General features: G+C 66.7%; 19 protein-coding genes and 2 riboswitches. Of the genes, 11 read left to right on the forward strand and 8 right to left on the reverse strand.

What is annotated here, in order from left to right; translation table 11 throughout:
- Nucleotides 1-31: 31 nt before the first annotated feature.
- The 5 genes from gcvT to QFZ42_RS06860 all read right to left on the reverse strand — a co-directional run bounded on the left by gcvT (nt 32) and on the right by QFZ42_RS06860 (nt 5,017).
- Nucleotides 32-1,213, reverse strand: a complete 1,182-nt coding sequence (gcvT, locus tag QFZ42_RS06840; RefSeq protein ID WP_373423313.1) for a glycine cleavage system aminomethyltransferase GcvT — start codon at nt 1,211-1,213, stop codon at nt 32-34.
- A gap of 46 nt (nt 1,214-1,259) precedes the next feature.
- A riboswitch (glycine riboswitch) is annotated at nt 1,260-1,372 on the reverse strand.
- Between the two features lie 12 nt (nt 1,373-1,384).
- A riboswitch (glycine riboswitch) is annotated at nt 1,385-1,475 on the reverse strand.
- Between the two features lie 33 nt (nt 1,476-1,508).
- Nucleotides 1,509-2,048, reverse strand: a complete 540-nt coding sequence (locus QFZ42_RS06845; protein ID WP_307700238.1) for a hypothetical protein — start codon at nt 2,046-2,048, stop codon at nt 1,509-1,511.
- Between the two features lie 141 nt (nt 2,049-2,189).
- Nucleotides 2,190-3,467 carry a TRAP transporter large permease gene (locus tag QFZ42_RS06850; protein WP_307700239.1) on the reverse strand — a complete coding sequence of 426 codons (1,278 nt, stop codon included), beginning with the start codon at nt 3,465-3,467 and terminating at the stop codon, nt 2,190-2,192.
- Complete coding sequence (locus tag QFZ42_RS06855; RefSeq protein WP_307700240.1) at nt 3,464-3,958, reverse strand: TRAP transporter small permease; 495 nt, start codon at nt 3,956-3,958, stop codon at nt 3,464-3,466. Before QFZ42_RS06855 ends, QFZ42_RS06850 begins: the two co-directional genes overlap by 4 nt.
- An 87-nt stretch (nt 3,959-4,045) precedes the next feature.
- On the reverse strand, nt 4,046-5,017 hold the full coding sequence (locus tag QFZ42_RS06860; protein ID WP_307700241.1) for a TRAP transporter substrate-binding protein: 972 nt from the start codon (nt 5,015-5,017) through the stop codon (nt 4,046-4,048).
- A 246-nt stretch (nt 5,018-5,263) separates the two neighbouring features.
- On the opposite strand from QFZ42_RS06860, the gene QFZ42_RS06865 reads away from it, so the two are divergent.
- The 4 genes from QFZ42_RS06865 to QFZ42_RS06880 all read left to right on the forward strand — a co-directional run bounded on the left by QFZ42_RS06865 (nt 5,264) and on the right by QFZ42_RS06880 (nt 12,104).
- Nucleotides 5,264-6,169 carry a LysR family transcriptional regulator gene (locus QFZ42_RS06865; protein ID WP_307700242.1) on the forward strand — a complete coding sequence of 302 codons (906 nt, stop codon included), beginning with the start codon at nt 5,264-5,266 and terminating at the stop codon, nt 6,167-6,169.
- Between the two features lie 91 nt (nt 6,170-6,260).
- Nucleotides 6,261-7,076, forward strand: coding sequence for a putative hydro-lyase (locus QFZ42_RS06870; protein WP_307700243.1), 816 nt, complete (start codon nt 6,261-6,263; stop codon nt 7,074-7,076).
- 35 nt (nt 7,077-7,111) lie between these two features.
- Nucleotides 7,112-8,407 carry an MFS transporter gene (locus QFZ42_RS06875; protein WP_307700244.1) on the forward strand — a complete coding sequence of 432 codons (1,296 nt, stop codon included), beginning with the start codon at nt 7,112-7,114 and terminating at the stop codon, nt 8,405-8,407.
- Nucleotides 8,408-8,447: 40 nt separating this feature from the next.
- A complete protein-coding gene (locus tag QFZ42_RS06880; RefSeq protein WP_307700245.1) occupies nt 8,448-12,104 on the forward strand; it encodes a hydantoinase B/oxoprolinase family protein in 3,657 nt (1,218 codons plus the stop codon).
- Nucleotides 12,105-12,419: 315 nt separating this feature from the next.
- On the opposite strand, the gene QFZ42_RS06885 is transcribed toward QFZ42_RS06880, so the two are convergent.
- The gene (locus tag QFZ42_RS06885; protein WP_307700246.1) at nt 12,420-14,123 is read right to left on the reverse strand and encodes an electron transfer flavoprotein-ubiquinone oxidoreductase; all 1,704 of its coding nucleotides are present in this window, start codon (nt 14,121-14,123) and stop codon (nt 12,420-12,422) included.
- Nucleotides 14,124-14,236: 113 nt separating this feature from the next.
- On the opposite strand from QFZ42_RS06885, the gene QFZ42_RS06890 reads away from it, so the two are divergent.
- Genes QFZ42_RS06890 through QFZ42_RS06905 form a run of 4 tightly spaced genes read left to right on the forward strand, consistent with a single transcriptional unit; the run spans nt 14,237 to nt 17,048 of the window.
- The gene (locus tag QFZ42_RS06890) at nt 14,237-15,019 is read left to right on the forward strand and encodes an SDR family oxidoreductase (RefSeq protein WP_307700247.1); all 783 of its coding nucleotides are present in this window, start codon (nt 14,237-14,239) and stop codon (nt 15,017-15,019) included.
- Nucleotides 15,020-15,039: 20 nt separating this feature from the next.
- The gene (locus QFZ42_RS06895) at nt 15,040-15,927 is read left to right on the forward strand and encodes a DMT family transporter (RefSeq protein WP_307704185.1); all 888 of its coding nucleotides are present in this window, start codon (nt 15,040-15,042) and stop codon (nt 15,925-15,927) included.
- Complete coding sequence (locus tag QFZ42_RS06900; RefSeq protein ID WP_307700248.1) at nt 15,924-16,346, forward strand: acyl-CoA thioesterase; 423 nt, start codon at nt 15,924-15,926, stop codon at nt 16,344-16,346. Before QFZ42_RS06895 ends, QFZ42_RS06900 begins: the two co-directional genes overlap by 4 nt.
- Nucleotides 16,347-16,352: 6 nt before the next feature.
- A complete protein-coding gene (locus tag QFZ42_RS06905) occupies nt 16,353-17,048 on the forward strand; it encodes a M949_RS01915 family surface polysaccharide biosynthesis protein (protein WP_307700249.1) in 696 nt (231 codons plus the stop codon).
- A 31-nt stretch (nt 17,049-17,079) separates the two neighbouring features.
- Here the strand turns inward: QFZ42_RS06905 and QFZ42_RS06910 are convergent, their stop codons facing one another.
- Together QFZ42_RS06910 and QFZ42_RS06915 are read right to left on the reverse strand one after the other, a co-directional pair.
- Nucleotides 17,080-18,432: a sensor histidine kinase gene (locus QFZ42_RS06910; protein ID WP_307700250.1), complete on the reverse strand. Its 1,353-nt coding sequence runs from the start codon at nt 18,430-18,432 to the stop codon at nt 17,080-17,082.
- Nucleotides 18,429-19,103, reverse strand: coding sequence for a winged helix-turn-helix domain-containing protein (locus QFZ42_RS06915; RefSeq protein ID WP_307700251.1), 675 nt, complete (start codon nt 19,101-19,103; stop codon nt 18,429-18,431). Before QFZ42_RS06915 ends, QFZ42_RS06910 begins: the two co-directional genes overlap by 4 nt.
- A gap of 146 nt (nt 19,104-19,249) precedes the next feature.
- Between QFZ42_RS06915 and QFZ42_RS06920 the strand changes: the two genes are divergently transcribed.
- The 3 genes from QFZ42_RS06920 to QFZ42_RS06930 are packed head-to-tail and all read left to right on the forward strand — an operon-like array spanning nt 19,250 to nt 22,339.
- A complete protein-coding gene (locus QFZ42_RS06920; RefSeq protein WP_373423314.1) occupies nt 19,250-19,975 on the forward strand; it encodes a phosphatase PAP2 family protein in 726 nt (241 codons plus the stop codon).
- A complete protein-coding gene (locus QFZ42_RS06925) occupies nt 19,962-20,531 on the forward strand; it encodes a phosphatase PAP2 family protein (RefSeq protein WP_307700253.1) in 570 nt (189 codons plus the stop codon). The genes QFZ42_RS06920 and QFZ42_RS06925 overlap by 14 nt, the downstream gene beginning before the upstream one ends.
- Nucleotides 20,532-20,587: 56 nt before the next feature.
- Nucleotides 20,588-22,339 carry a phosphoethanolamine transferase gene (locus QFZ42_RS06930; RefSeq protein WP_307700254.1) on the forward strand — a complete coding sequence of 584 codons (1,752 nt, stop codon included), beginning with the start codon at nt 20,588-20,590 and terminating at the stop codon, nt 22,337-22,339.
- Nucleotides 22,340-22,345: the final 6 nt, after the last annotated feature.

The following is a 22,345-nucleotide window of genomic DNA, read 5'->3' on the forward strand; positions in this document are numbered from 1 at the left end:
ATCGGGTGCAGAGCCTAGCCGCCCCGCGGGTTCAGCCGCGGTAGTAGCGGGTCGGCACGAAAGGCAGGGTCGAGACTTCCATCGGCACCGGCTTGCCGCGCACGATGGCCTGCACACGCGTGCCGGGCTCCGAAAAAGCCGTGGCCACGTAGGCCATGGCGATGCAGCGGTCGGCCGTGGGGCCGAGCAGGCCGCTGGTGACGATGCCGATGTCCTGGCCTTCGAAGGATTGCAGCATCGTGCCGTCGCGCACCGGAATGCGCTCCAGCGCCACGAGGCCGACGCGCTTGCGCTTCAGGGTGTCGTGGTCGGTGCGGCCCGCGGCGCCGGCTGTGGCGGCGGCGAGCTGGGCCAGCACCTTGGCCGCGCCCGGAAAGCCGCCTTCGCGTGCACCGCCCGGGCGGCGCACCTTCTGTATCGCCCAGTTGAGCGAGGCCTCGACCGGCGTGGTCGTGATGTCGATGTCGTTGCCGTAGAGGCAGAGCCCGGCTTCCAGCCGCAGCGAATTGCGCGCGCCCAGGCCGATGGGCTTGACCTCGGGCTGCGCGAGCAGCAGGCGGGCGAGGGCGTCGGCGTCCTTGGCCGCCACGGAAATCTCGAAGCCGTCTTCGCCGGTGTAGCCGCTGCGGGTGACGAAGGCCGCGATGCCGCCGATCTGAACCGCGCCGCCGGTCATGAACACGAAGCGTTCGATGCCGGGCGACAAACGTGCGAGCGCCGTGACCGCCTGCGGCCCCTGCAGCGCGAGCAGCGCGTGGTCGGGCATGGGCTGCACGTCGCAGCGGGCGCCGATCTTCTGCTGGATATGGGCAAGGTCGGCCACCTTGCAGGCGCCGTTCACGATCACGAAGATCGAGCTGTGCCCTTCGTTGAAGAACATCAGGTCGTCGAGGATGCCGCCTTCATCGTTCAGCAGCAGGCCGTAGCGCTGCTTGCCCGCAGCCAGGTCGATCACGTCGACCGGCATCAGGGTTTCGAAGGCGGCCGCTGCCTCGGGCCCGACCAGGCGCAGCTGGCCCATGTGGGAGATGTCGAACAGGCCGGCCGCGTCGCGCGTGTGTTTGTGCTCGGCCATGAGGCCGGTCGGATACTGAACCGGCATTGAATAGCCGGCAAAGGGCACCATGCGGGCGCCCAGTTCCACGTGCAGGTCGTGGAGCGGCGTCTTGAGAAGGGGGGCGTCGGATGAAGCGGAAGCGGGGGAAGCGGCCACGGGGCACTCCAAAGGGGCAGACGAATTCCATGGCACGACGCCATGGGCCACCCCTGCTGTCCGCTTTACCTGAGAGATTCGCCCCACGATCGGGGTTTGCTCCTTCGGTGGACCGGTGCATGGTTGACGATGCAGCGGCCTCTCTCCAGCAAGGAAACGCCGGCTTGCGCCAGCGCCTTGTCAGTCCTTTTGCCTGAGCGTTCGGGAAACCCCTGCGCCTTCGGCGGCCTCGCATGGCGAAGCTCTCTCCTGACCCTGTGGAGTGTAGTGGATCGCGGGCGCGGGGCCCACCGCCTCAGTGCACCACCTCGGCCGGAGGCAGCAGCCGCTCGATGCGCTCGCGCAGCGATTCGGCCCGCTCGGCGCCGGCGGTTTTCTCGATTTCGCTGAGCATCAGCGCGGCGATGGTCAGCATCGCCTGGCGGTCGCGGGCCTCGCGCAGGGCGTCGCGCATCTGCAGCGCGAATTTCGGGTCGCGCCTCACGAACATGCGTTCGCAGATGTCGAACAGGAACATCCGCGTGGTGGCCAGGGAGCGCTTGCCGTCGAAGTTGTCGGCCGAGGTGTGGAGCTGGATCGGGTCGGCCGTTGGCACAGGGGCGGGCGGCGCGGACGGTGCTGGCGCTGCGGCCGGCGTCGTGTCCTGCAGATAGCCTTTCAGCACCAGCGCCTGGATCGCCTGTTCGGCTTCGTTGCGGCTTGGAAACAGCGGGCTGAAATCGGTCAGCGAGCGTCGGCCGTCCGCCATCAGCAGCAGCGCGCGCTCGCGCTGGCTCAGCGTGCGTTGGCCGCCCTGGAGTTCGTCGCGTGCCTTGTCGGTCTTGGTGGGAAACATGGCGCCACAGCTTTCGGGATTCGAAGGCTGCAGCATCGTTGCAAGCGGTGACATCTTCGTGAAACGTTTGCCTTACACAGGGTGCCACGCAAAAAAAAGGGCGGCCCGCGAAGGCCGCCCGTTTTGCTTTCCGCGCCTTGGCTACTTGGCGTACACCAAGTCGCGCAGCGCCAGCGATATCCACGGCACGTAGGTGATCACCATCAGGCAGGCCAGGATCACGAGCACGAAGGGCACCAGGTACTTCACGATCCGGTCGAGCGAGATGCGCGCCACCGTGCAGGCCGCGAACAGGTTCACGCCGAAGGGCGGGGTGATCATGCCCAGCGCGAGGTTCACCACCATGATGAGCCCGAAGTGCACCGGGTCGATGCCGAAGTGCACCGCCACGGGCGCCAGGATGGGCGCGAGCACGATGATGGCCGCACTGGTTTCGATGAACATGCCGATGACGAACAGCGCCGCATTCACGCCCAGGAGGAACATCGCGGGCGACTTCAGCACCTCCTGGAGCCAATGGCCGATGGCGTCGGGCACCCCCGCGCGCGTGATCAGGAACGCGAACAGGCCCGCGTTGGCGATGATGAACATGATCACCGCCGACGACAGCACCGACTTGCGCAGGATCAGGTACAGGTCCTTGAGCTTGATCTCGCGGTAGATGACCACGCCGACCACCAGCGCATAGAACACCGCCACGGCCGAGGCTTCGGTGGGCGTGAAGATGCCGCCGTAGATGCCGCCCAGGATGATGACGGGCATCAGCAGCGCCCAGCCGGCCTGCCACGTCGCCTTGCCGAAAGACATGCGGCCGTCGCCGTCGTTCTTGCCCCAGCCTTTCCACTTGCAATACACCCAGACGAACAGCATCAGCGCCAGGCTGATGAGAATGCCGGGGCCGAAACCCGCAATGAACAGCTCGCCGATGGACACCTCGGCGCTCACGCCGTAGAGAATCATCGGGATCGAGGGCGGAATGATCACGCCCAGCTCGGCGCTCGTGGCCTGCAGCGCCGCCGCGTAGGCCGTAGGGTAGCCGTGCTTGATGAGTGCCGGAATCAGGATGGCGCCGATCGCGAAGGTGGTCGCCACCGACGAGCCCGACACTGCCGCGAAGATCATGCAGGTGAGCACGCAGGTCATCGGCAGGCCGCCCTGCACGCCGCCCACGATGCTCTTGGCAAATTCGACCAGCCGGCGCGAGATGCCGCCGGTTTCCATCAAGTTGCCGGCCAGGATGAAGAACGGAATTGCCGCCAGCGGAAACTTGTTGATCGAATTGAACATCTCCTTCACGGAGATCAGCATGTTGACGTTGGCCACCTGGATACCCAGGATCGATGCGAGACCGATGGACACCGCCACTGAAACCGACAGTGCAAAACACAGCACCATCGTTGCAACCATCACGGGGGTCATTGCGCGGTCTCCAGTTCGAGCCGCTTGGGATCGAGAAAATTACCAACAATGCCAAAGAGGCAGAAAACGGAACCCACCGGCATCGCCAGGTACGACCACATCATCGACACGCTTTCGAGTCCGGCCATCGATTGCACGCGGCCGCGCAGGGCGTAGTCCCAGCCCCACCAGAGAATGACCAGCATCAGCGCCAGCGCCGCGATGCTGACCGCGGCGTCGAGCACGCGCTTGATGTGCGGCGGGCTCCAGCGGTAAAGCACATCCACGCTCACCATCGCGCCTTGGCGAAAGGCCATCGGAATGCCGAGGAACACCATCCAGATCAGGCTCATGCGGATCAGGATCTCGCTCCATTCGGCAGGCTGCTCGAGCACGAAACGCGTGACGATCTGGAACACGCCCAACCCGGAGGCGATGACCAGCATCGCGCAGGCGGCGATCATCGAGAAGCCGGTGGTCCAGCGCTCGATGCCGAGAAATTTTTCTTTCATCTGCAGTCGTGATGTTGAAAACAAAAAAGCCCGTCAGACAGCGCTGAACGGGCGGGGGATGCTATCGGACAGATAGCATCTTGAAAATCACTTGAAGTCGCGGATCTTGTCGAGGTTGGCCTTGCCGAAGTCCTTTTCGAACTGGGCGTTCACCGGCGCCAGGGCGGCAACGAACTTGGTCTTGTCGACGTTGTCGATCACCGTCATGCCCTTGGCGCGCAGGTCGGCCACGCCCTTGGCGTCGTCTTCGTCCACGCGTGCCCGGTTGGCTTTGGTGCCTTCTTTGGCGGCCTCGAGGAAAGCCTGCTTGTCGGCCGCGCTGAGCTTGTCGAACGACGCCTTGTTCATCAGGAAGATGCACGGCGAATAGACGTGGCCTGTGAGCGACAGGTGCTTTTGCACCTGGTCGAACTTGGCCGCGATGATGACGGACAGCGGATTCTCCTGGCCGTCGACGGTGCCTTGCTGCAGGGCGGTGAACACTTCGGGGAAGGCCATCGGCGTCGTGACGATGCCGAAGGTCTTGTAGGCCGCGATGTGCACCGGGTTCTCCATGGTGCGCATCTTCAGGCCCTTGAGGTCTTCCGGCGCCTTCACGTCGCGCTTGCTGTTGGTCATGTGGCGAAAGCCGTTTTCGGCCCACGCCAATGCCTTGAAGCCCTTGGCGTCGAACTTGGTCAGCAGGTCCTGGCCGATCGGGCCGTCGAGCACGGCGCGCGCATGCGCCTTGTCGCGGAACAGGAAGGGCACGTCGAGAATCTTGGTTTCCGGCACGAAGTTGGGCACCGGGCCGGTTGAAGAGAGCGCCAGTTCCTGGGTGCCGAGCTGCACGGCCTCGATCGACTCGCGCTCGCCGCCCAGCGATCCGTTGTAGAAGGTCTGGACCTTGTAGCGGCCCCCGGTGCGCTTCTCGACTTCCTTGGCAAACACATCGATCGCAACGCCCTGGTGCGAGTTCTGCGCGGTCGAAATGCTGATTTTCATGGTGGTCTGCGCGAAGGCGGCGCAAGCCATGCCCATGCCCAGAACCAGGCCGGCGGCCAGTCGGGTCAATTTCATTGTGGTGTCTCCAGAGAAAAGAAGTCGCGAAGCCGAAGACAGCTTCGCGGTCAGCAGCCGACTATGCCGTAACCGGACGCTTCAGCGCGTCGGGATTTTCACGGACCCGCCGCGAATATTGCCTCGAAATTTAACGTCTCCCGAACGCTCCAGGCGTCCGGCGCGTACGGTTTCGGTGGGCCCGTGCGGGCCGCCCAGGCGACACTCGCGGCTCGCGCAACCAAGGAGCCGGGCGACCGGAAAGCGATGAATCTGCGATTCGTTGAAGCCTTTCACTGGGCCGTGGCGCTCAAGAGCGTCACCCGAGCGGCCGAGAAGCTGCACCTCACACAGTCGGCGCTGTCCAGCCGCATCGCCGCGCTCGAGCGCGAATTGGGCGTGCTGCTGCTCGACCGGCGCGACAAGCAGTTCCGCCTCACCGTGGCGGGTCAGCGCTTTCATGCCTTCGCGCAGAAGCTGCTCGAGATGCAGATGCACATCAAGGCCGAGATGGGCTCGGGCGCCGTGCGCGAGGCCGTGCTGCGCGTGGGCGCCATCGAATCGGTGGTGCACAGCTGGCTCACCGGCTGGCTCAAGCACATGCAGGCAACGTATCCGGACTTCGAGCTGGAGCTCACCGTCGAAACCACGCCGGTGCTGGTCGATCAACTCCAGCGTGGCAAGCAGGACCTCGTGTTTGCCGCGCTGCCGGCCGCCGGCGACGGCGTGCGCACCCGCGCCGTGCCGCCGATGCCCATGTGCTTCGTCGGCCACCGCGAGTTGCACCTGAAGCGGCGCTACCGCCTGCCGGACCTGCTCTCGCTCGACCTGCTGACCTTTCAGCGCGGCTCGCAACCGCACGTGGCGCTGCTCGAGATGTTCCGCGACGCCGGCAGCCCGCCGCCGCGCGTGCATGCGATTTCTTCGATCTCGGCGATGGCGCAGCTGGTGGAGGCGGGCTTCGGCGTGGCCACGCTGCCGCGCGCGGTGGTCGAGCCGCTGGCCCGGCGGCTTCCGTTGCGCGTGCTGCCCTGCGACGACGCGATGGAGCCGCTGCCCATCTTCGCGAGCTATCGCGACGATCCTTCCTCGCCCTTGCCGGAAGCGGCGTTGAGCTCCGCCGTGGTGCACGCATCGCACCGCATGGGGTCATCGAAAAAATCGATGAGCTGAGCGAGAAACTTTGCGTTGGCGTTCGTGAGCGCGGATTCCCACAATCCGTCGAATCACACCACAGCGATGCATCGGGCATCGAAAACGCCACATGTCGAACCGTCCATCCTTTGCAGAACAGCCCGGCGCCGGCAGCAGTGCGCTGGCCGTGCGCCAGGCCTGCCGCAGCGGCACCCTGAGTGCCCACACCAGCGGGCTGGCCAGCGCCCACGTGCAGGGCAACCTCGTGACCCTGCCGCGCGTGCACGCCGCCGACTTCCTGCGCTTCTGCCAGGCCAACCCGAAGCCGTGCCCGCTGCTCGGCGTGTCCGAAGCCGGTGATCCGGCGCTGCCGGCGCTCGGCGAAGGCATCGACATCCGCACCGACCTGCCGCGCTACCGCGTGTGGCGAAACGGCGAGCTGGTGGACGAGCCCACCGATGTTCGCGCGCTGTGGACCGACGACCTGGTGAGCTTCGTCATCGGCTGCTCCTTCACCTTCGAGCATGCCCTGATGGCCGAGGGCATCGTGCTGCGCCATGTCGCGCAGGGCCGCAACGTGGCGATGTACCGCACCTCGGTGGCCACCGCGCCCGCCGGCCCTTTCCACGGGCCGATGGTGGTGTCGATGCGGCCCCTGCGCGCGGCCGACGCCATTCGCGCGGTGCAGATCACCTCGCGCTTTCCGGCCGTGCACGGCGCGCCGGTGCACATCGGCGACCCGGCGCTGATCGGCATTCGGTCGATCGGCGATCCCGACTACGGCGATGCGGTCGAGGTGATGCCTGACGAGCTTCCCGTGTTCTGGGCCTGCGGCGTCACGCCCCAGGCCGCGCTCGCTGCCGCCAAGCTGCCGTTCGCCATCACGCATGCGCCGGGCTCGATGCTGGTCACCGACCTGCTGCATCACAGCCTGGCCGCGTTCTAGACCGCCGCGACCCATTCATAACCTGGAGACAACCCATGAAAACCACCACCCTCGACGCCGCGCAGACGGGCGACAACGCGCAGGCCGAAGGCAGCTGGCTGCGCACGCTCGACCCGAACGAGAAGCGCACGCTCACCGCATCGTTCAGCGGCTATGCGGTCGACGCGTTCGACTACTACACGCTGCCGCTGGTCACGCCCATCCTGCTGTCGCTGTGGGGCATGAGCAAGACCGAGGTGGGACTGATCGGCACCGCCACGCTGGTGGCTTCCGCGCTCGGCGGCTGGGGGGCGGGCATCCTGGCCGATAAATACGGCCGGGTGCGCATCCTGCAGCTCACCATCCTGGTGTTCGCGATCTTCACCTTTGCCTGCGGCCTGGCGCAAACGCCCGAGCAACTGCTGATCGCGCGCACGCTGCAGGGCCTGGGTTTCGGCGGCGAGTGGGCGGTCGGCTCGGTGCTGATCGCCGAGATGATCCGGCCGGCCTACCGCGGCAAGGCGGTGGGGCTGGTGCAGAGCAGCTGGGCCGTCGGATGGGGCGCGGCGGTGCTGGTGTCGATGGCGCTGTTCTCGTTCTTGCCGCCGGAGTATTCATGGCGCGTGATGTTCATGCTCGGCCTGCTGCCGGCGGTGCTGATCGTGTTCATCCGCCGCTCGATTCGCGACCCCGAGATCTATGTGCAAAGCCGTGCGGCCGTCGACCGCGGCGAGCGCAGCGGCAACTTCCTCGCGATCTTCAAGCCCGGCATGCTGGGCACCACGGTGCTCGCGAGCCTGCTGTTCACCGGCATGCAGGGCGGCTATTACGCGATCGGCGTCTGGCTTCCCACCTTCCTGAAGAACGAGCGCCACCTCACGGTGCTGGGTTCGGGCGGTTACCAGTTCATGTTCATCATCGGGGCCTTCATCGGCTACCTGTGCGGTGCCTATCTGTCGGACCGTCTCGGCCGCCGCCGTGCGTTCATTCTCTTTGCAGTCGGAGCCGGCTCACTGGTCTACGCCTACACGCTGCTGCCCATCACCGACAGCCTGATGCTGCTGCTCGGCTTTCCGCTCGGCTTCTTCATGTCGGGCATCTTCAGCGGCGCGGGGGCCTTCCTGGCCGAGCTTTTCCCCAATGAACTGCGTGGTTCCGGGCAAGGCTTTTGCTACAACTTCGGGCGCGGCATCGGTGCCACCTTTCCGGCCCTGGTCGGGGTGCTGAGCGACCGCATGCATCTTCCGCTGGGCACCGCCATCGGCGTGTGCGCGGCGGTGGCCTACGCCATGGTGGTGATCGTGGCGCTGTGCCTGCCCGAAACGCGCGGACGCGACCTGCGCCAGAACTGATCCGAACCTCTTTTTCTCCCGCGAAGACCCCTTTTTTCTCATGACCACGCATTCCCTTCTCCCGTCCCGCTGGCAGTTCTGGATCGATCGCGGCGGCACATTCACCGACCTGGTCGGCCGCGACCCCGAGGGTGGCTTGCACACGCTCAAGCTGCTGTCGGAGAACCCCGAGCAGTACAAGGACGCCGCGGTCGAAGGCATCCGCCGCCTGCTGAAGCTCGCGCCCGGCGAAGCCGTCACCCCCGAGCGCGTCGAGTGCGTGAAGATGGGCACCACGGTGGCCACCAATGCGCTGCTGGAGCGCAAGGGCGAGCCCACGGTGCTGGTCACCACGGCGGGTTTTCGCGATGCGCTGCGCATCGCCACGCAGGCGCGGCCGCGGTTGTTCGACCGCCGCATCGTGTTGCCCGAACTGCTCTACCAGCGCGTGATCGAGGCGGACGAGCGCATGGACGCACAGGGCGGCGTCGTGCAGTCGCTGGACGAAGAAGCGCTGCGCTCCGCGCTGCAAGAGGCCTTCGATGCCGGGCTGCGCGCCTGCGCCATCGTCTTCATGCATGGCTGGCGCTACACCGCGCACGAACTCGCGGCCGAGCGCATCGCGCGCGCCATCGGCTTCACGCAGGTGTCGGTGTCGCACAAGACCAGCCCGCTCATGAAGCTGGTGCCGCGCGGCGACACCACGGTGGTCGATGCCTACCTGAGCCCGATCCTGCGGCGTTACGTGGAGCAGGTGTCGCGGCAGATGCCGGGCGTGCCGCTGTTCTTCATGCAGAGCTCGGGCGGTCTCACGCAGGCCGACCGCTTCCAGGGCAAGGACGCGATTCTTTCGGGCCCTGCCGGCGGCATCGTCGGCATGGTGCGCACCGCGCTCGATGCTGGCCATGCACGCGTGATCGGCTTCGACATGGGCGGCACCTCCACCGACGTGTCGCACTATGCCGGCGAATTCGAGCGCTCGTTCGAAACCCAGGTGGCCGGCGTGCGCATGCGCGCGCCGATGATGAGCATCCACACGGTGGCGGCGGGCGGCGGTTCGGTCATCGCCTTCGACGGCGCACGGCTGCGCGTGGGGCCGGAGTCGGCCGGCGCCAACCCGGGGCCGGCCAGCTACCGGCGCGGCGGACCTCTCACCACCACCGATGCGAACGTGCTGCTCGGCAAGATCCAGCCTTCGCACTTTCCGAATGTGTTCGGCCCGAATGCCGATGAGCCGCTCGACCTGGAGGCGGCACGCCGCGGCTTCGACGCGATGGCGCGCCGCATGTCGGAAGCGACGAGCCGCGCCGTGAGTGCTGAAGAAGTGGCGAGCGGCGCGCTGCGCATCGCCGTGGCCAGCATGGCCAATGCCATCAAGCGAATTTCGGTGGCGCGCGGCTACGACGTCACGCAGTACACGCTGCAGTGCTTCGGCGGCGCCGGCGGGCAGCATGCCTGCCTGGTGGCTGATGCGCTGGGCATGCGCAGCGTCTACCTGCATCCGCTGGCGGGCGTGCTCTCCGCCTTCGGCATGGGGCTGGCCGACCAGCTGGCGATGCGCGAGCTGGCACTGGAGCGCAGGCTCGACACAGAAGGCTTGGTCGCGGCGCGTGATGCGGCAGGCTCTCTTGCGGCGCAAGCGAAAGGAGAGCTGCGCGAGCAGGGCGTGGCGGATGCGGCCATCGCCGCGGTGCACCGGGTGCAGCTTCGCTACGAAGGCACCGACACCGCGCTGGCTTGTGCGCTGCCCATGGCGGGTTCGGCCGACGAAACCATCGCGGCGATGCGCGACGAGTTCGAAGCCGGCTATCGCCGCCGCTTCGCCTTCCTGATGGCGGAGCGGGCGCTGGTGATCGAGGCGGTGACGGTCGAAGCCGTAGGGGCCGGCGAGCGTGGCGCGCCACCGGCCGCACAGGCCGACATTGCCCCCCATGCACCCGAGCCGCTGGCCGCCGTCCGCATGTATTGCGAGGCAGACGAGGAAGCCGCCGGCTGGCGCGACGCCGCGCTGTTCGACGAGGCGGTGCTGAAACCCGGCGCCTCCATCGACGGCCCCGCCATTCTCGCGGGCCGCAACGCCACCACGGTGATCGAGCCCGGCTGGCAGGCGCGCGCCACCGCCGCCGGCATCGAGCTGCACCGCGTGCGGCCACGTGTGGCCACGCGGGCCATGGGCACCAGCGCCGACCCGGTAATGCTCGAGGTGTTCAACAACCTCTTCATGAACATCGCCGAGCAGATGGGCCTGCGGCTGCAGAACACGGCCTACTCGGTCAACATCAAGGAGCGGCTCGACTTCTCCTGCGCGCTGTTCGACGTCGAGGGCAACCTCATCGCCAATGCGCCGCACATGCCGGTGCACCTGGGCTCGATGAGCGAATCGATCAAGACCGTGATCGACGGCAATCCCGGCATGAAGCCCGGCGACGTCTTCGTGCTGAACGACCCCTATCACGGCGGCACGCACCTGCCCGACATCACCGTGGTCACGCCGGTGTACCTGCAGGCAGGCGATGCGCGGCCTTCGTTCTACGTGGCTTCGCGCGGCCACCATGCCGACGTGGGCGGCATCACGCCTGGCTCCATGCCGCCGTTCTCGGCCACCATCGGCGACGAAGGCGTTCTGATCGACAACTTCAAGCTGGTGGAGGGCGGCCGCCTGCGCGAGGCCGAACTGCGCGCACTGCTGGGCAGCGGCGCCCATCCGTCGCGCAACATCGAGCAGAACCTGGCCGACCTGCGCGCGCAGATTGCCGCCAACGAGAAGGGTGTGCAGGAGCTGCAGGCCATGGTGGCGCAGTTCGGCCGCGAGACGGTGGCGGCCTACATGGGCCACGTGCAGGACAACGCCGAGGAGTCGGTGCGCCGCGTCATCACGGCGCTGAAGAACGGCGAGTTCACGCTGCCGCTGGACAACGGCGCGCAAATTTGCGTGCGCGTCACGGTCGATGCCGCCGCGCGCTCGGCCACGGTCGATTTCACCGGCACCAGCGCGCAACTGGCGAACAACTTCAACGCCCCGCGCGCCATCACCATGGCCGCCGTGCTCTACGTGTTCCGCACGCTGGTCGACGACGACATTCCGCTCAACGCGGGCTGCCTGAAGCCCATCGAGGTGATCGTGCCGGACGGCTGCATGCTCAACCCGCTGCCGCCGGCCGCGGTGGTGGCGGGCAACGTCGAAACCTCGAGCTGCGTGACCAATGCGCTCTACGGCGCGCTCGGCGTCATGGCCGCGAGCCAGTGCACCATGAACAACTTCACCTTCGGCGACGGCGAGCACCAGTACTACGAAACCATCTCGGGCGGCTCGGGCGCGGGCCCCGGTTTCAACGGCACGAGCGTGGTGCAGACCCACATGACCAACTCGCGCCTGACGGACCCGGAAGTGCTCGAATTCCGCTACCCGGTGCGGCTCGACAGCTACAGCCTGCGTACCAACTCAGGCGGAGCAGGGCGCTGGCGTGGTGGCGACGGCGGCGTGCGGCGCGTGCGCTTCCTGGCACCGATGACGGCTTCCATCCTCAGCAACGGTCGGCTCTACGGAGCCTTCGGTGGTACGGGTGGCGAGGCCGGGGCGGTGGGCGTCAATCGCGTGGAGCGGGTCGACGGCACGGTAGAAACGTTGGAGCACATTGGCCAGGTGCAGATGCGTCCGGGCGATGTGTTCGTGATCGAAACGCCTGGTGGGGGCGGGTGGGGTGAAAGCACGGGCTGAACTTTGCATTCTGTCGTTCGTGGCGCGCTCCCGCCGACGGGGTACCTTGCTCCGCGAATGTCCCCCGCCCTTCGGGCTCCTCCTTGATTTCGCTGCGCAAGGCACCCCATCGCCGGGAGCGTTATTCAGAGCAGTCGTTGGTCGAGCGGAACAAGCGCAGCGCCCGGTGTGCACAGGGCATCGGGTGCTCCCCGCAGCGAAATCAAGGAGGAGGCGAAGCCGGGGGACATTCGCGGAGGGGAGTACCCGGTGGCCTGTGCACGTGCCCTGAACAACTCCGCCCCGAACAAAGATCGCCCTGGGCAAAAGCTCCGACTACATCCCCACGTAATTCGGCCCCCCGCCCCCTTCAGGCGTGACCCACACGATGTTCTGCGTCGGGTCCTTGATGTCGCAGGTCTTGCAGTGCACGCAGTTCTGCGCGTTGATCTGCAGGCGCTCCTTGCCCGCCTTGGCCTCGTCGGGCACGAACTCGTATACCCCCGCCGGGCAGTAGCGGCTTTCGGGACCCGCGAACTTCGAGAGGTTGATGTTCACCGGCACCGACGCGTCCTTGAGCGTCAGGTGGGCCGGCTGCTGCTCCTCGTGGTTGGTGTTGCTGATGAACACGCTCGAGAGCCGGTCGAAGGTGAGCTTGCCGTCCGGCTTCGGGTAGACGATGGGCTTGCACTCCGCCGCGGGCTTGAGATACAGGTGGTCGGGCTTGCTGCGGCGCAGGGTCCAAGGAATGTTGCCCTTCAGCAGCCATTGCTCGATGCCGTTCATGAACGTGGCAATGCCCAGCCCCTTCTTGAACCAGGCCTTGAAGTTGCGCGCCTTCTTCAGCTCGGTGTAGAGCCAGCTCTTCTCGAACGCGGCCGGATAGGCCGTGAGCTCGTCATGCTGCCGGCCGGCCTGCACCGCGTCGAACGCGGCTTCGGCGGCCAGCATGCCCGTCTTGATGGCGGCGTGGCTGCCCTTGATGCGGCTCACGTTCAGGTAGCCGGCCTCGCAGCCGACCAGCGCGCCGCCCGGGAACACCGTCTTGGGCAGCGACATCAGGCCGCCGGCCGTGATGGCGCGCGCGCCGTAGCCGATGCGCTTGGCCGGCTTGATGCCCTTGGCCTCGTCGCCTTCAAGGTACCAGCGGATGTTGGGGTGCAGCTTCCAGCGCTGCATTTCCTCGAACGGGCTCAGGTAGGGGTTGCTGTAGTCCAGGCCCGTGATGAAGCCCAGCGTGACCTTGTTGTCCTCCATGTGATAGAGGAAAGCGCCGCCATAGGTGTCGCTCTTCATCGGCCAGCCGGCGGTGTGCAGCACGAAGCCGGGCTGGTGGCGCTTGGGGTCGATTTCCCACACTTCCTTCACGCCGAGGCCGTAGGTCTGCGGGTCCTTGCCCTCGTCGAGCTTGAACCTGGCAATGAGTTGGCGGCCGAGGTGGCCGCGCGCGCCTTCGGCGAACACCGTGTACTTGCCGAGCAACTCCATGCCGAGCTGGAAATTTTCGGTCGGCTCGCCGTCCTTGCCCACGCCCATGTTGCCGGTGGCCACGCCGCGCACCGAGCCGTTCTCGTTGTAGAGCACTTCGGCGGCCGGGAAGCCCGGGAAGATCTCCACGCCGAGGTTTTCGGCCTGTTGCGCGAGCCACTTGGTGAAGGCACCCAGGCTGATGATGTAGTTGCCGTGGTTCTGGAAGCAGGCCGGAAGGAAGGCCCCGGGTGTGCGCAGCCCCGACTTTTCGCCGAGGAACACCATGGCATCGTCGGTGACCGGCTGGTTCAGCGGCGCGCCCTGTTCCCTCCAGTCGGGCAGCAGCTCGTTGAGCGCGCGCGGATCCATGATGGCGCCCGAGAGAATGTGCGCGCCGGGCTCGGAACCCTTTTCGAGCACCACGACGGAAATTTCCTTTTCATGCTGGGCCGCCAGCTGTTTGAGCCGGATGGCGGTCGAGAGGCCGGCCGGGCCGCCGCCGACGACCACCACGTCGTATTCCATGGATTCGCGGGGGCCGAACTGGGCGAGGATTTCGTCGTGGGTCATGTGGGTCTCGTCGATAATGATTTGGGCTCGGACGCTTCGGGGCGCGAAACATTTTATGTGGAGTGCAGGGCGTCACCTCGGCGACTCGGCAACGACTCAGCAGGACCCTCTTCATGGCTTACAGCATCGATCTTTCAGGCCGCGTGGCCTTCGTTACCGGCGCTTCCAGCGGATTGGGCGCGCAGTTCGCCAAAACCCTGGCGCGCGCCGGCGCCGCGGTGGTGCTCGCGAGCCGCCGGGTCGAAAAGCTCAAGGAGCTGCGCGCGCGCATCGAAGGCGAGGGCGGCGACGCTCACGTGGTCGAGCTCGACGTGACCGAAATCGGCAGCATCAAGGCCGCCGTGGCACGCGCTGAAACCGAGGTGGGGCCCATCGACATCCTGGTCAACAACTCGGGCGTGAGCACCACCCAACGCCTGCAGGATGTCACGCCCGACGACTACGACTACATCTTCGACACCAACGTGAAGGGCTCCTTCTTCGTCGCGCAGGAAGTGGGCAAACGCATGCTGGCGCGCGCCAAGGGTTCGGCGCCGGGCACCTACATCGGCGGGCGCATCATCAACATCGCCTCGGTGGCCGCGCTCAAGGTGCTGCCGCAGATCGGCGCCTACTGCATGAGCAAGGCCGCGGTGGTGCAGATGACCAAGGCCATGGCGCTCGAATGGGGCCGCTTCGGCATCAACGTGAACGCGCTGTGCCCGGGCTACATCACGACCGAGCTCAACGAAGACCACTGGGTTTCCGAAGGCGGTGCGAAGCTCGTCAACATGCTGCCGCGCAAGCGCGTGGGCAAGCCCGAAGACCTTGACGGCCTGATCGTCCTGCTGGCCAGCGGCCAGAGCCATTTCGTAAACGGCGCGGTCATTGCCGCCGACGACGGGTTCGCGCTCTGACGCCGCGCGCGTGGGTCGGCATTGCCGCCGGGCTGGGCGCGGGCGCGCTCTGGGGCCTGGTGTTCGTGGCGCCGCGCATGGTCGGCCACTTCGGCATGGTCGACATCACGGCCGCGCGCTTCGTGGTCTTCGGTGCGATTGCAGGGGTCGCGGTGTTCACGCGGCCTGCCTCGCTGCGCTGGCCCGACAGGCGGCAGGCACTGGCGGCCCTCGGACTCAGCGTGCTGGGCTTCAGCGGTTACTACCTGCTGCTGGCCTTCGGCATCGCGGCGGCGGGCACCGAGGTGCCCAGCCTCATCATCGGCACCATTCCTGTCTGGATGATGCTGCTCGGCCGGCCCGCGGGACTGCGCATGCAGGCGCTGCTGCCGGGACTGGTGCTCACGGGCGCCGGCATTGCGCTGATGGTCTACGGCGCCTGGTCGGCGCAACACGGTACGGCCGGCGACGGCGTTCGCTTCGGCTGGGGCATTGCATTGGCGCTCTGCGCCATGGCGAGCTGGACGGTGTACGGCCTTCTCAATGCCGCATGGCTGCAGCGCCATACCGAGCTCAATGCCACCGACTGGGCCAATTGGCTCGGCATCGCGACCGGCGTGGGCGCCTTGCTGCTGTGGATGGTGGCCGGCAGCGACGTGGCCACACTGCGCGCGCGCCCTGAGGGCATGCTCTTCGTCTGGCTGGCGCTGGCGGGCGGCTTCGGCTCTTCGTGGCTCGCGACCGTTCTCTGGAACGTTGCGAGCCAGCGCCTGTCGGCCAGCCTTTGCGGCCAGCTGATCGTGAGCGAGACGCTGTTCGCCTTGCTCTACTCATTCCTCTGGGACGGCCGCTGGCCGCAAGCCGCCGAACTGGTGGCGGCGCTGCTGTTCGTTCTTGGCATCCTCGCATCCATCAAGGCCCACCGATGAGAATCGAAATCCCCGAAAAGAAGAAGCTCGTGTACGAGATGTCGATCCCGATCCGCTGGGGCGACATGGACGCCATGGGGCATCTCAACAACGGCACCTACTTCCGCTATCTCGAAACCGCGCGCATCGACTGGATACATTCGCTCGGCGTCCAGCCCGCGCCGGGCGGCGAGGGCATGGTGATCGTCAATGCCTTCTGCAACTTCTACCGCCAGCTCGAGTATCCGGGCAACGTGCTGCTCAAGATGTACGTGAGCGACCCGGCCCGGACCACCTTCGAGAGCTGGGCCACCATGGCGCGCGCCGAGGCGCCCGACGTGATCTGCGCCGCGGGCGGAGCGACCACGATCTGGGTCGACTTTCCCAGGCAGAAGGCGCTGCCCCTGCCCGACTGGTTGCGTGCGCTCGTGAGCGAGTAGGGCGAAATGCCGCTCCAGACACTGGCGCTTGCCGCCCTTGCGTTGTTGTTTGCTGCTTCCGGCCATGCGCAGATCAAGGCCGAGAAGAATGCATGCCTGGCCTATGCGCCGTTCCTGAGCGCCGACGCATTGAAGAAGGCCGGCGTCGAGCTTCCCGTGTTCAAGCGGTATTGCTACGAGGACAGGTCCGGCGGCTATGTGCTGGTGCTCGGCGAGAAGCAGGACCTACCGTTTCCAGGCGAGCTGCTGTCCTCGGCCATCGAGGCATCGCTCTTCAAGGTAGGCAGCAGCGGCGTGCTGGCGCGGCAATGGTCCATCCGCGACTTTGCGGGCAAGGAAGATGCAGGCGTCAACTTTCGGTCGAAGCTCGCCGAGTTTCGCGATCTCGACGCCGACGGGCTGATCGACCCCATCCTCGTCTATCGCTTCTTCGCCCCCGACGGCGTGGACAGCTTCAACAATGACCATTTCTCGGGCGGTATCAAGATCATTGCCTTCCACCAGGGCCGGAAGGTGGCGATCCACGCCATCACGGGCAACCTGGACGGCGAGCGCAAGACCACGGCCAACGCCAACTTCTTTGCGCTGCCCCGTTCCGCGCGCCAGTACCTCGTCAAGAAGATGGCCGGCATGTACAGAGCGCGGCAATTCGGCTTCGACAATTCGTACGAATTCGTGCCGCGCAAGGTCGGCGCGCGTTGACCCGCTGACCCGGCCCCGTGCAAGGGTGCTGCTACGCCGGCTGCAGCACGATGCGCGCTTCGAAGCCGCTCGCGGCGCCCGCGGGCGGCGAGGCCAGTTCGAGGGTCGCGTTGTGCTTCTCGACGATGGTGCTCACGATGGACAGGCCCAGCCCGTAGCCTGCGCGGTCTGAACTGTGCCGCACATGGCGCTGCTGCAGCGTGGCCAGCTGCGCCGCGCTCACGCCGGGGCCGAAGTCGCGCACCGCGAGCGTGCAGGGCGCCATCACCTCCACCACCACGCGGCCGCCGACGCTGTAGCCCAGGGCGTTTTCGACCAGGTTGCGCAGCGCGATCGCCAGCGCGTCGACATCGCCCACGGCCACGGGTGCAGCGCTGTCGGGCAGCTTGAGCGCCAATCGCTGGTCCATCTGCGGATCGTTCCAGAACTCCTGCACCACCGCGCCGGCGAGCTGGACCAGGTCGACCCGCGAGCGCGCGAGCGATGCGCCCGATTCCGCCCTCGAAAGCTGCAGCAGCTTTTCGGTGCGGTGGCTGAGAATTTGCAGCGCGTCGAGCGCGGCCTGGACGTCGTTGCGCTGCAGATCGTGTTCGAGCGCCGTCTGCAGGCGCAGCCTGGCCGCAGCCAGCGGTGTTCTCAGCTCGTGCGCCGCATTGGCGGCCAATGCGCGTTCGACATCGAGCGAATGCGACAGCCGTTCCAGCAGGCTGTTGACGTGGTCGCCGACCGATCGCAGTTCCCGCGGCAGGCCGGGCAAGGTGATGGGCCGCAAGTCGGAGCCGCTGCGCTTCTCGATCTCGCCCGCGAGCTGCTGCAGCACGCGCAGTTCGGTACGCGCCACGTTGCGCAGCACCAGGGCCAGCAGCGGCAGCACGGCGCCGAGCGGAATGATCAGGCCGAAGAGCGTGCGGTTCAGCGCCGAGCGCCGCTCGTCGAGCGGATCGGCCACCTGGAAGTACAGGCCGCGCGTGGGGTGCCGCACGGTATAGATGCGCCAGGTCTGGTTGTTCGCGAAGCCGGAGGCAAGCGGAACGTCGAAGGCATCGGTGGGCGCCTCGGCCGACCGCAGCAGCACGTGCTCGTGGATGTCCACGACCTGGTACTTCACCGCGTCTTCCGAAAACAATTGCTTCGGGGCGATCATCGGCGTTCCGGCGGGAGTGCCCGCCTGCTGCAGCTTGTCGAGCTCCTGCACCGCCATGTCGAACATGCGGTGCGACACCTCGACCAGTTCATTGTCGAAGTTGTGGTTGATCTCGCGGTCCACATACCAGACCACGGCCAGCACGCACAGCATCCACACGCCGCCGACCCAGACAATCAAGGTACGGGTGAGTCGGCCGGCCAGCGTGTCGGGGCCGTTTTTCGGGAGTGCTGCGTTCATTCGTCGTCGTCTGCCGAGGTCGACAGGCGATAGCCGAGGCCGCGCAGTGTCTGGATATGGTTCTTGCCCAGCTTGCGCCGCAGCCGGCTGATGAACACCTCGAGCGTGTTGCTGTCGGCCTCGTCGCCGAAGCCGTAGAGTGCGTCGGCAAGGTTCTCGCGGGTGTGGATGCGCTCGGGCCGTGTGGCCATCACGCGCAGCAGGGCCCACTCCTTCTGGGTCAGCACGACCGGGTTCCCGTCCTTGCGCACCCGGTCTTGCGCCAGGTCGATCTCGAGCGTGCCCAGGTGCAGCACCGGCGAGCTGCCCGCGCTGCGCCGCCGTTCGACCGCGCGCAGCCGCGCCAGCAGCTCGGCCGGGTCGTAGGGCTTGATGAGGTAATCGTCCGCGCCGGCATCGAGCCCGCGGATACGGTCGGTGACCTGGTCGCGCGCGGTCAGCACGATGACGATGGGCGGCTCGCGCAGCGCCCGCACCTGCGGCAGCAGCGAAAGGCCGTCGCCGTCGCCCAGGTGCAGGTCGAGCAGCACGGCGGCGTATTGCACAGAAAGCAGCGCGCCACGGGCTTCGGCGAGGCCGGGTGCCACGTCGACCACGAAGGATTTCGCAAGCAGATAGCTGCAGACGGCGTCTGCCAACGCACTGTCATCTTCCACAAGCAATATGCGCACGCGAGGTCATCTTTCAAAAAACGAAGTCTAGCGCCGACCGCGGCAGGCCCCATGGAAGCGTCAGCTTTCGTTCAGGCCGCTTCAGGCTCGGTTCAGACCACGAACGTAGGCTCGCAGGGTTCCTCCAGGCTTGTTTTTCTCTGCCCATGACGCGTGTCTCGACTCTTCCGAATTCTCCAGACCTTCATTTGGTGGCCTTGACCCTTCTGACGCTCGGGCTCCTGCTCGGCTGGGACTCCACCGGAGGCGATCTCGCGCTCGCGCGCCTGGCCGGCACGCCCGCGGGCTTTCCGTGGCGCGACAACGCTTTTCTGGTTCATGTGATGCATGAGAGCGCAAAGAACCTGAGCTGGTTGTTCGTGATCGCGCTGTTCGCCGGCATTCGCTGGCCGTTGGGCGTCTTGCGGCGGCTGTCCGTTCGCGCCCGAGCGCAGCTGGCTTTCACGGTGCTGCTGTCGGTCATCACCGTCAGCCTGCTCAAGCATGCAAGCCACACCAGCTGCCCGTGGGATCTGAAGGAATTCGGCGGCGTGGCGAGTCATGTGTCGCACTGGGCATGGAAGGTGTACGACGGCGGCCCCGGTGGGTGCTTTCCGGCGGGCCATGCTTCCGCCGCTTTTGCCTATGCGGGCGGCTATTTCGTGCTGCGCAGGGTGTCGCCGGGTGCTGCAGCCCTGTGGCTCGGCGTGTCGCTGGTTGCGGGCCTCATGCTGGGCGTGTCGCAGCAGTTGCGCGGTGCGCACTACATGAGCCACACGCTGTGGACCGCCTGGATTTGCTGGACGGTCGGCTTCGCCATCGACCTGGTTGCCGCGCCCCGTGCTTCCCGGCTGCCCGCAGACGAACCCGCCGTCCTGCATGCAGGCTCTTGATGTCGCGCTGTTCGCGCTGATCAACGCGGGCGTCACGGCGCCCGCGCGGAGCATTCATTTCGCGCGCTTTGCGTCCGACGTGCTGCCGACCCTGCTGGCCGTCGCAATCATGGGCGGGGCGGCGCTCGACCGGCGCCTGCGTTATGCCTTCTTCACCGCGCTGGTCAGCGTGCTGGCGGTCTGGCTCTTCGTGAACCTGTTGCGCTCGGCCCTGCCGTTCCAGCGGCCCGCGTTTTATGGGCTGGGCATTCAGTGGGCGCCGCAGGGCGCCCGGCCGGGCTTTCCGAGCCTGCATGCCGCGGGCACTTTCGCCGCCGCGTTCTCCCTGTGGTGCCTGCCGTGGCGGGCGCCCATGTTCGCCGCGCTGGTGCTGGCCGCGGTGGTGGGGTGGAGCCGCGTGTTTCTGGGGCTGCACTTTCCGATCGACGTGGCGGTCGGCGCCATGCTGGGCGCGCTGGTGTCGATCGTGGTGGAGCGCCGCGTCAGCCGGCCACTGAACCTGGCGCTCAGGGCCTACATGCGGCCCCGGTTGAGGGCGAGGCGCAGCCAAGCCTGAACGCCGGCTGAACGCGCAGTTCAGGCTTCCTTCAGTTGCGCTTCTTACAGTGGCGCATGTCTTTTTCGCGAATCGAACCCGCGCCCGTGCGGGGCATGGAACTGCCGGCGGACGGCACGCGGCCCGTGGCGTCCGCACGCGCGTTTTGGGCGCGCATCGACCTGTGGCTGACGCGGCCCCGTTCGGCACAGAAGATGGTCGTTTGGCTCGGCATCTATCTCGCGGTGGCCGCCAACTGGCCGCTGTGGGACGAGCTGGCCCGCATCGGCGGCGCACCCAGCACCTACTTGCCCACGACCGCGGCCATGGCGGTGCTCATGGTGTGCGCCACGGTGGCGCTGCTGTCCTTCACCGCCTGGTCGCGCTGGATGAAGCCGCTGTGGTTCGCCGTGGTGCTGCTGGCGGCGTTCGTCCAGCACTACATGCTCGAATACCGCGTGGTGATGGACCCGACCATGATCGCCAACGTGCTGCAGACCGATCCGCACGAGGCGCGCGACCTGATGAGCTGGCGCATGGCCTTCCATGTGCTGCTGGTGGTCCTGTTGCCGGGCGTGGCGCTCTGGCGCGCGCGCTTGGTGCCGATGCGCTTCGTCTCCAAGCTCTGGCGCAATGCGGCGCTGCTCCTGCTGGCCGTGGCGGTGGCGCTGGTAGCGGCTGTGTCGATGAACCGGCAGCTCGCGCCGCTGATGCGCAACAACATTCATCTGCGCTACATGATGAATCCGGTGGCGAGCCTCTATTCGGCCGGCTCGGTGCTCATCAAGCCGATGTTCAAGCGCAGCCGCAAGCTGATTCCCATCACCGCCGGAACGGCCTTGGGGGCAAGCTATGCGGACCAGGCGCGCCCGCCGATGTTCGTGATGGTGGTGGGCGAGACGGCGCGGGCCGACCACTTCGGCCTCAACGGCTATGCGCGCAACACCACGCCCGAACTGGCGACGCGCGGCGTGCTGAGCTATCGCGACGTGCATTCGTGCGGCACCAACACCCTGGCCTCGGTGCCGTGCATGTTTTCGCCCCTGGGCAAGCAGGGCTACGAATCGCGCAAGGACGACTACGAAAACCTGGTCGACGTGCTGCAGGCCGCCGGCCTCGCGGTGCTGTGGCTCGACAACCAGGCGGGCTGCAAGGATGTCTGCACGCGCATTCCGAATGCCTCCGCCTTCGACAGCCTTTCGCCGGCGCAGAAGAGCGCGCTGTGCGACGGCGAGGAATGCCTGGACGACGTCATGCTCAAGGGCCTCGACGCGCGCATTGCCGCGCTGCCGGCCGAGCGCCGTGCAAAGGGCGTGGTGCTGGTCATGCACCAGATGGGCAGCCACGGCCCGGCTTACTACAAGCGTTCGGCGCCGGAGGTGAAGCGCTTCCTGCCCGAGTGCAAGACCAACGCGCTGGCCGAGTGCGGCCATGCGGAGCTGCAGAACGTGTATGACAACTCGATTGCGCAGACCGATCGCTTCCTGGGCCAGGCCATCGACTGGCTGAAGGCGCAATCGGGGCAGTACGACCCGGCGCTGCTCTACGTGAGCGACCATGGCGAATCGCTCGGCGAGTACGGGCTGTTCCTGCACGGTGTGCCGTACAGCTTCGCACCCGAGGCGCAGAAGCACGTGCCCATGGTCACCTGGTTCGGCGAGGGCATGAGCGAGCGCCGGAAGCTCTCCCGCCCGTGCATGGAAGCGGGGCTCGATGCGCCGCTGACGCACGACAACCTGTACCACACCGTGCTGGGGCTGATGGACGTGAGCAACTCCACCTACAAGCCCGCCCTGGACGCGCTCGCGTCCTGCCGAAACAAGGCTTGAGGGATC

Source organism: Variovorax paradoxus (assembly GCF_030815855.1).
GTDB lineage: Bacteria > Pseudomonadota > Gammaproteobacteria > Burkholderiales > Burkholderiaceae_C > Variovorax > Variovorax paradoxus_M.

What these genes read in the sequence shown, in the direction of transcription:
- QFZ42_RS06845 (WP_307700238.1), bottom strand. Translation starts at nt 2,048, where the DNA reads ATGTTTCCCACCAAGACCGACAAGGCACGCGACGAACTCCAGGGCGGC.
- QFZ42_RS06850 (WP_307700239.1), bottom strand. Translation starts at nt 3,467, where the DNA reads ATGACCCCCGTGATGGTTGCAACGATGGTGCTGTGTTTTGCACTGTCG.
- QFZ42_RS06855 (WP_307700240.1), bottom strand. Translation starts at nt 3,958, where the DNA reads ATGAAAGAAAAATTTCTCGGCATCGAGCGCTGGACCACCGGCTTCTCG.
- QFZ42_RS06860 (WP_307700241.1), bottom strand. Translation starts at nt 5,017, where the DNA reads ATGAAATTGACCCGACTGGCCGCCGGCCTGGTTCTGGGCATGGGCATG.
- QFZ42_RS06865 (WP_307700242.1), top strand. Translation starts at nt 5,264, where the DNA reads ATGAATCTGCGATTCGTTGAAGCCTTTCACTGGGCCGTGGCGCTCAAG.
- QFZ42_RS06870 (WP_307700243.1), top strand. Translation starts at nt 6,261, where the DNA reads ATGTCGAACCGTCCATCCTTTGCAGAACAGCCCGGCGCCGGCAGCAGT.
- QFZ42_RS06875 (WP_307700244.1), top strand. Translation starts at nt 7,112, where the DNA reads ATGAAAACCACCACCCTCGACGCCGCGCAGACGGGCGACAACGCGCAG.
- QFZ42_RS06880 (WP_307700245.1), top strand. Translation starts at nt 8,448, where the DNA reads ATGACCACGCATTCCCTTCTCCCGTCCCGCTGGCAGTTCTGGATCGAT.
- QFZ42_RS06885 (WP_307700246.1), bottom strand. Translation starts at nt 14,123, where the DNA reads ATGACCCACGACGAAATCCTCGCCCAGTTCGGCCCCCGCGAATCCATG.
- QFZ42_RS06890 (WP_307700247.1), top strand. Translation starts at nt 14,237, where the DNA reads ATGGCTTACAGCATCGATCTTTCAGGCCGCGTGGCCTTCGTTACCGGC.
- QFZ42_RS06900 (WP_307700248.1), top strand. Translation starts at nt 15,924, where the DNA reads ATGAGAATCGAAATCCCCGAAAAGAAGAAGCTCGTGTACGAGATGTCG.
- QFZ42_RS06905 (WP_307700249.1), top strand. Translation starts at nt 16,353, where the DNA reads ATGCCGCTCCAGACACTGGCGCTTGCCGCCCTTGCGTTGTTGTTTGCT.
- QFZ42_RS06910 (WP_307700250.1), bottom strand. Translation starts at nt 18,432, where the DNA reads ATGAACGCAGCACTCCCGAAAAACGGCCCCGACACGCTGGCCGGCCGA.
- QFZ42_RS06920 (WP_373423314.1), top strand. Translation starts at nt 19,250, where the DNA reads ATGACGCGTGTCTCGACTCTTCCGAATTCTCCAGACCTTCATTTGGTG.
- QFZ42_RS06925 (WP_307700253.1), top strand. Translation starts at nt 19,962, where the DNA reads ATGCAGGCTCTTGATGTCGCGCTGTTCGCGCTGATCAACGCGGGCGTC.
- QFZ42_RS06930 (WP_307700254.1), top strand. Translation starts at nt 20,588, where the DNA reads ATGTCTTTTTCGCGAATCGAACCCGCGCCCGTGCGGGGCATGGAACTG.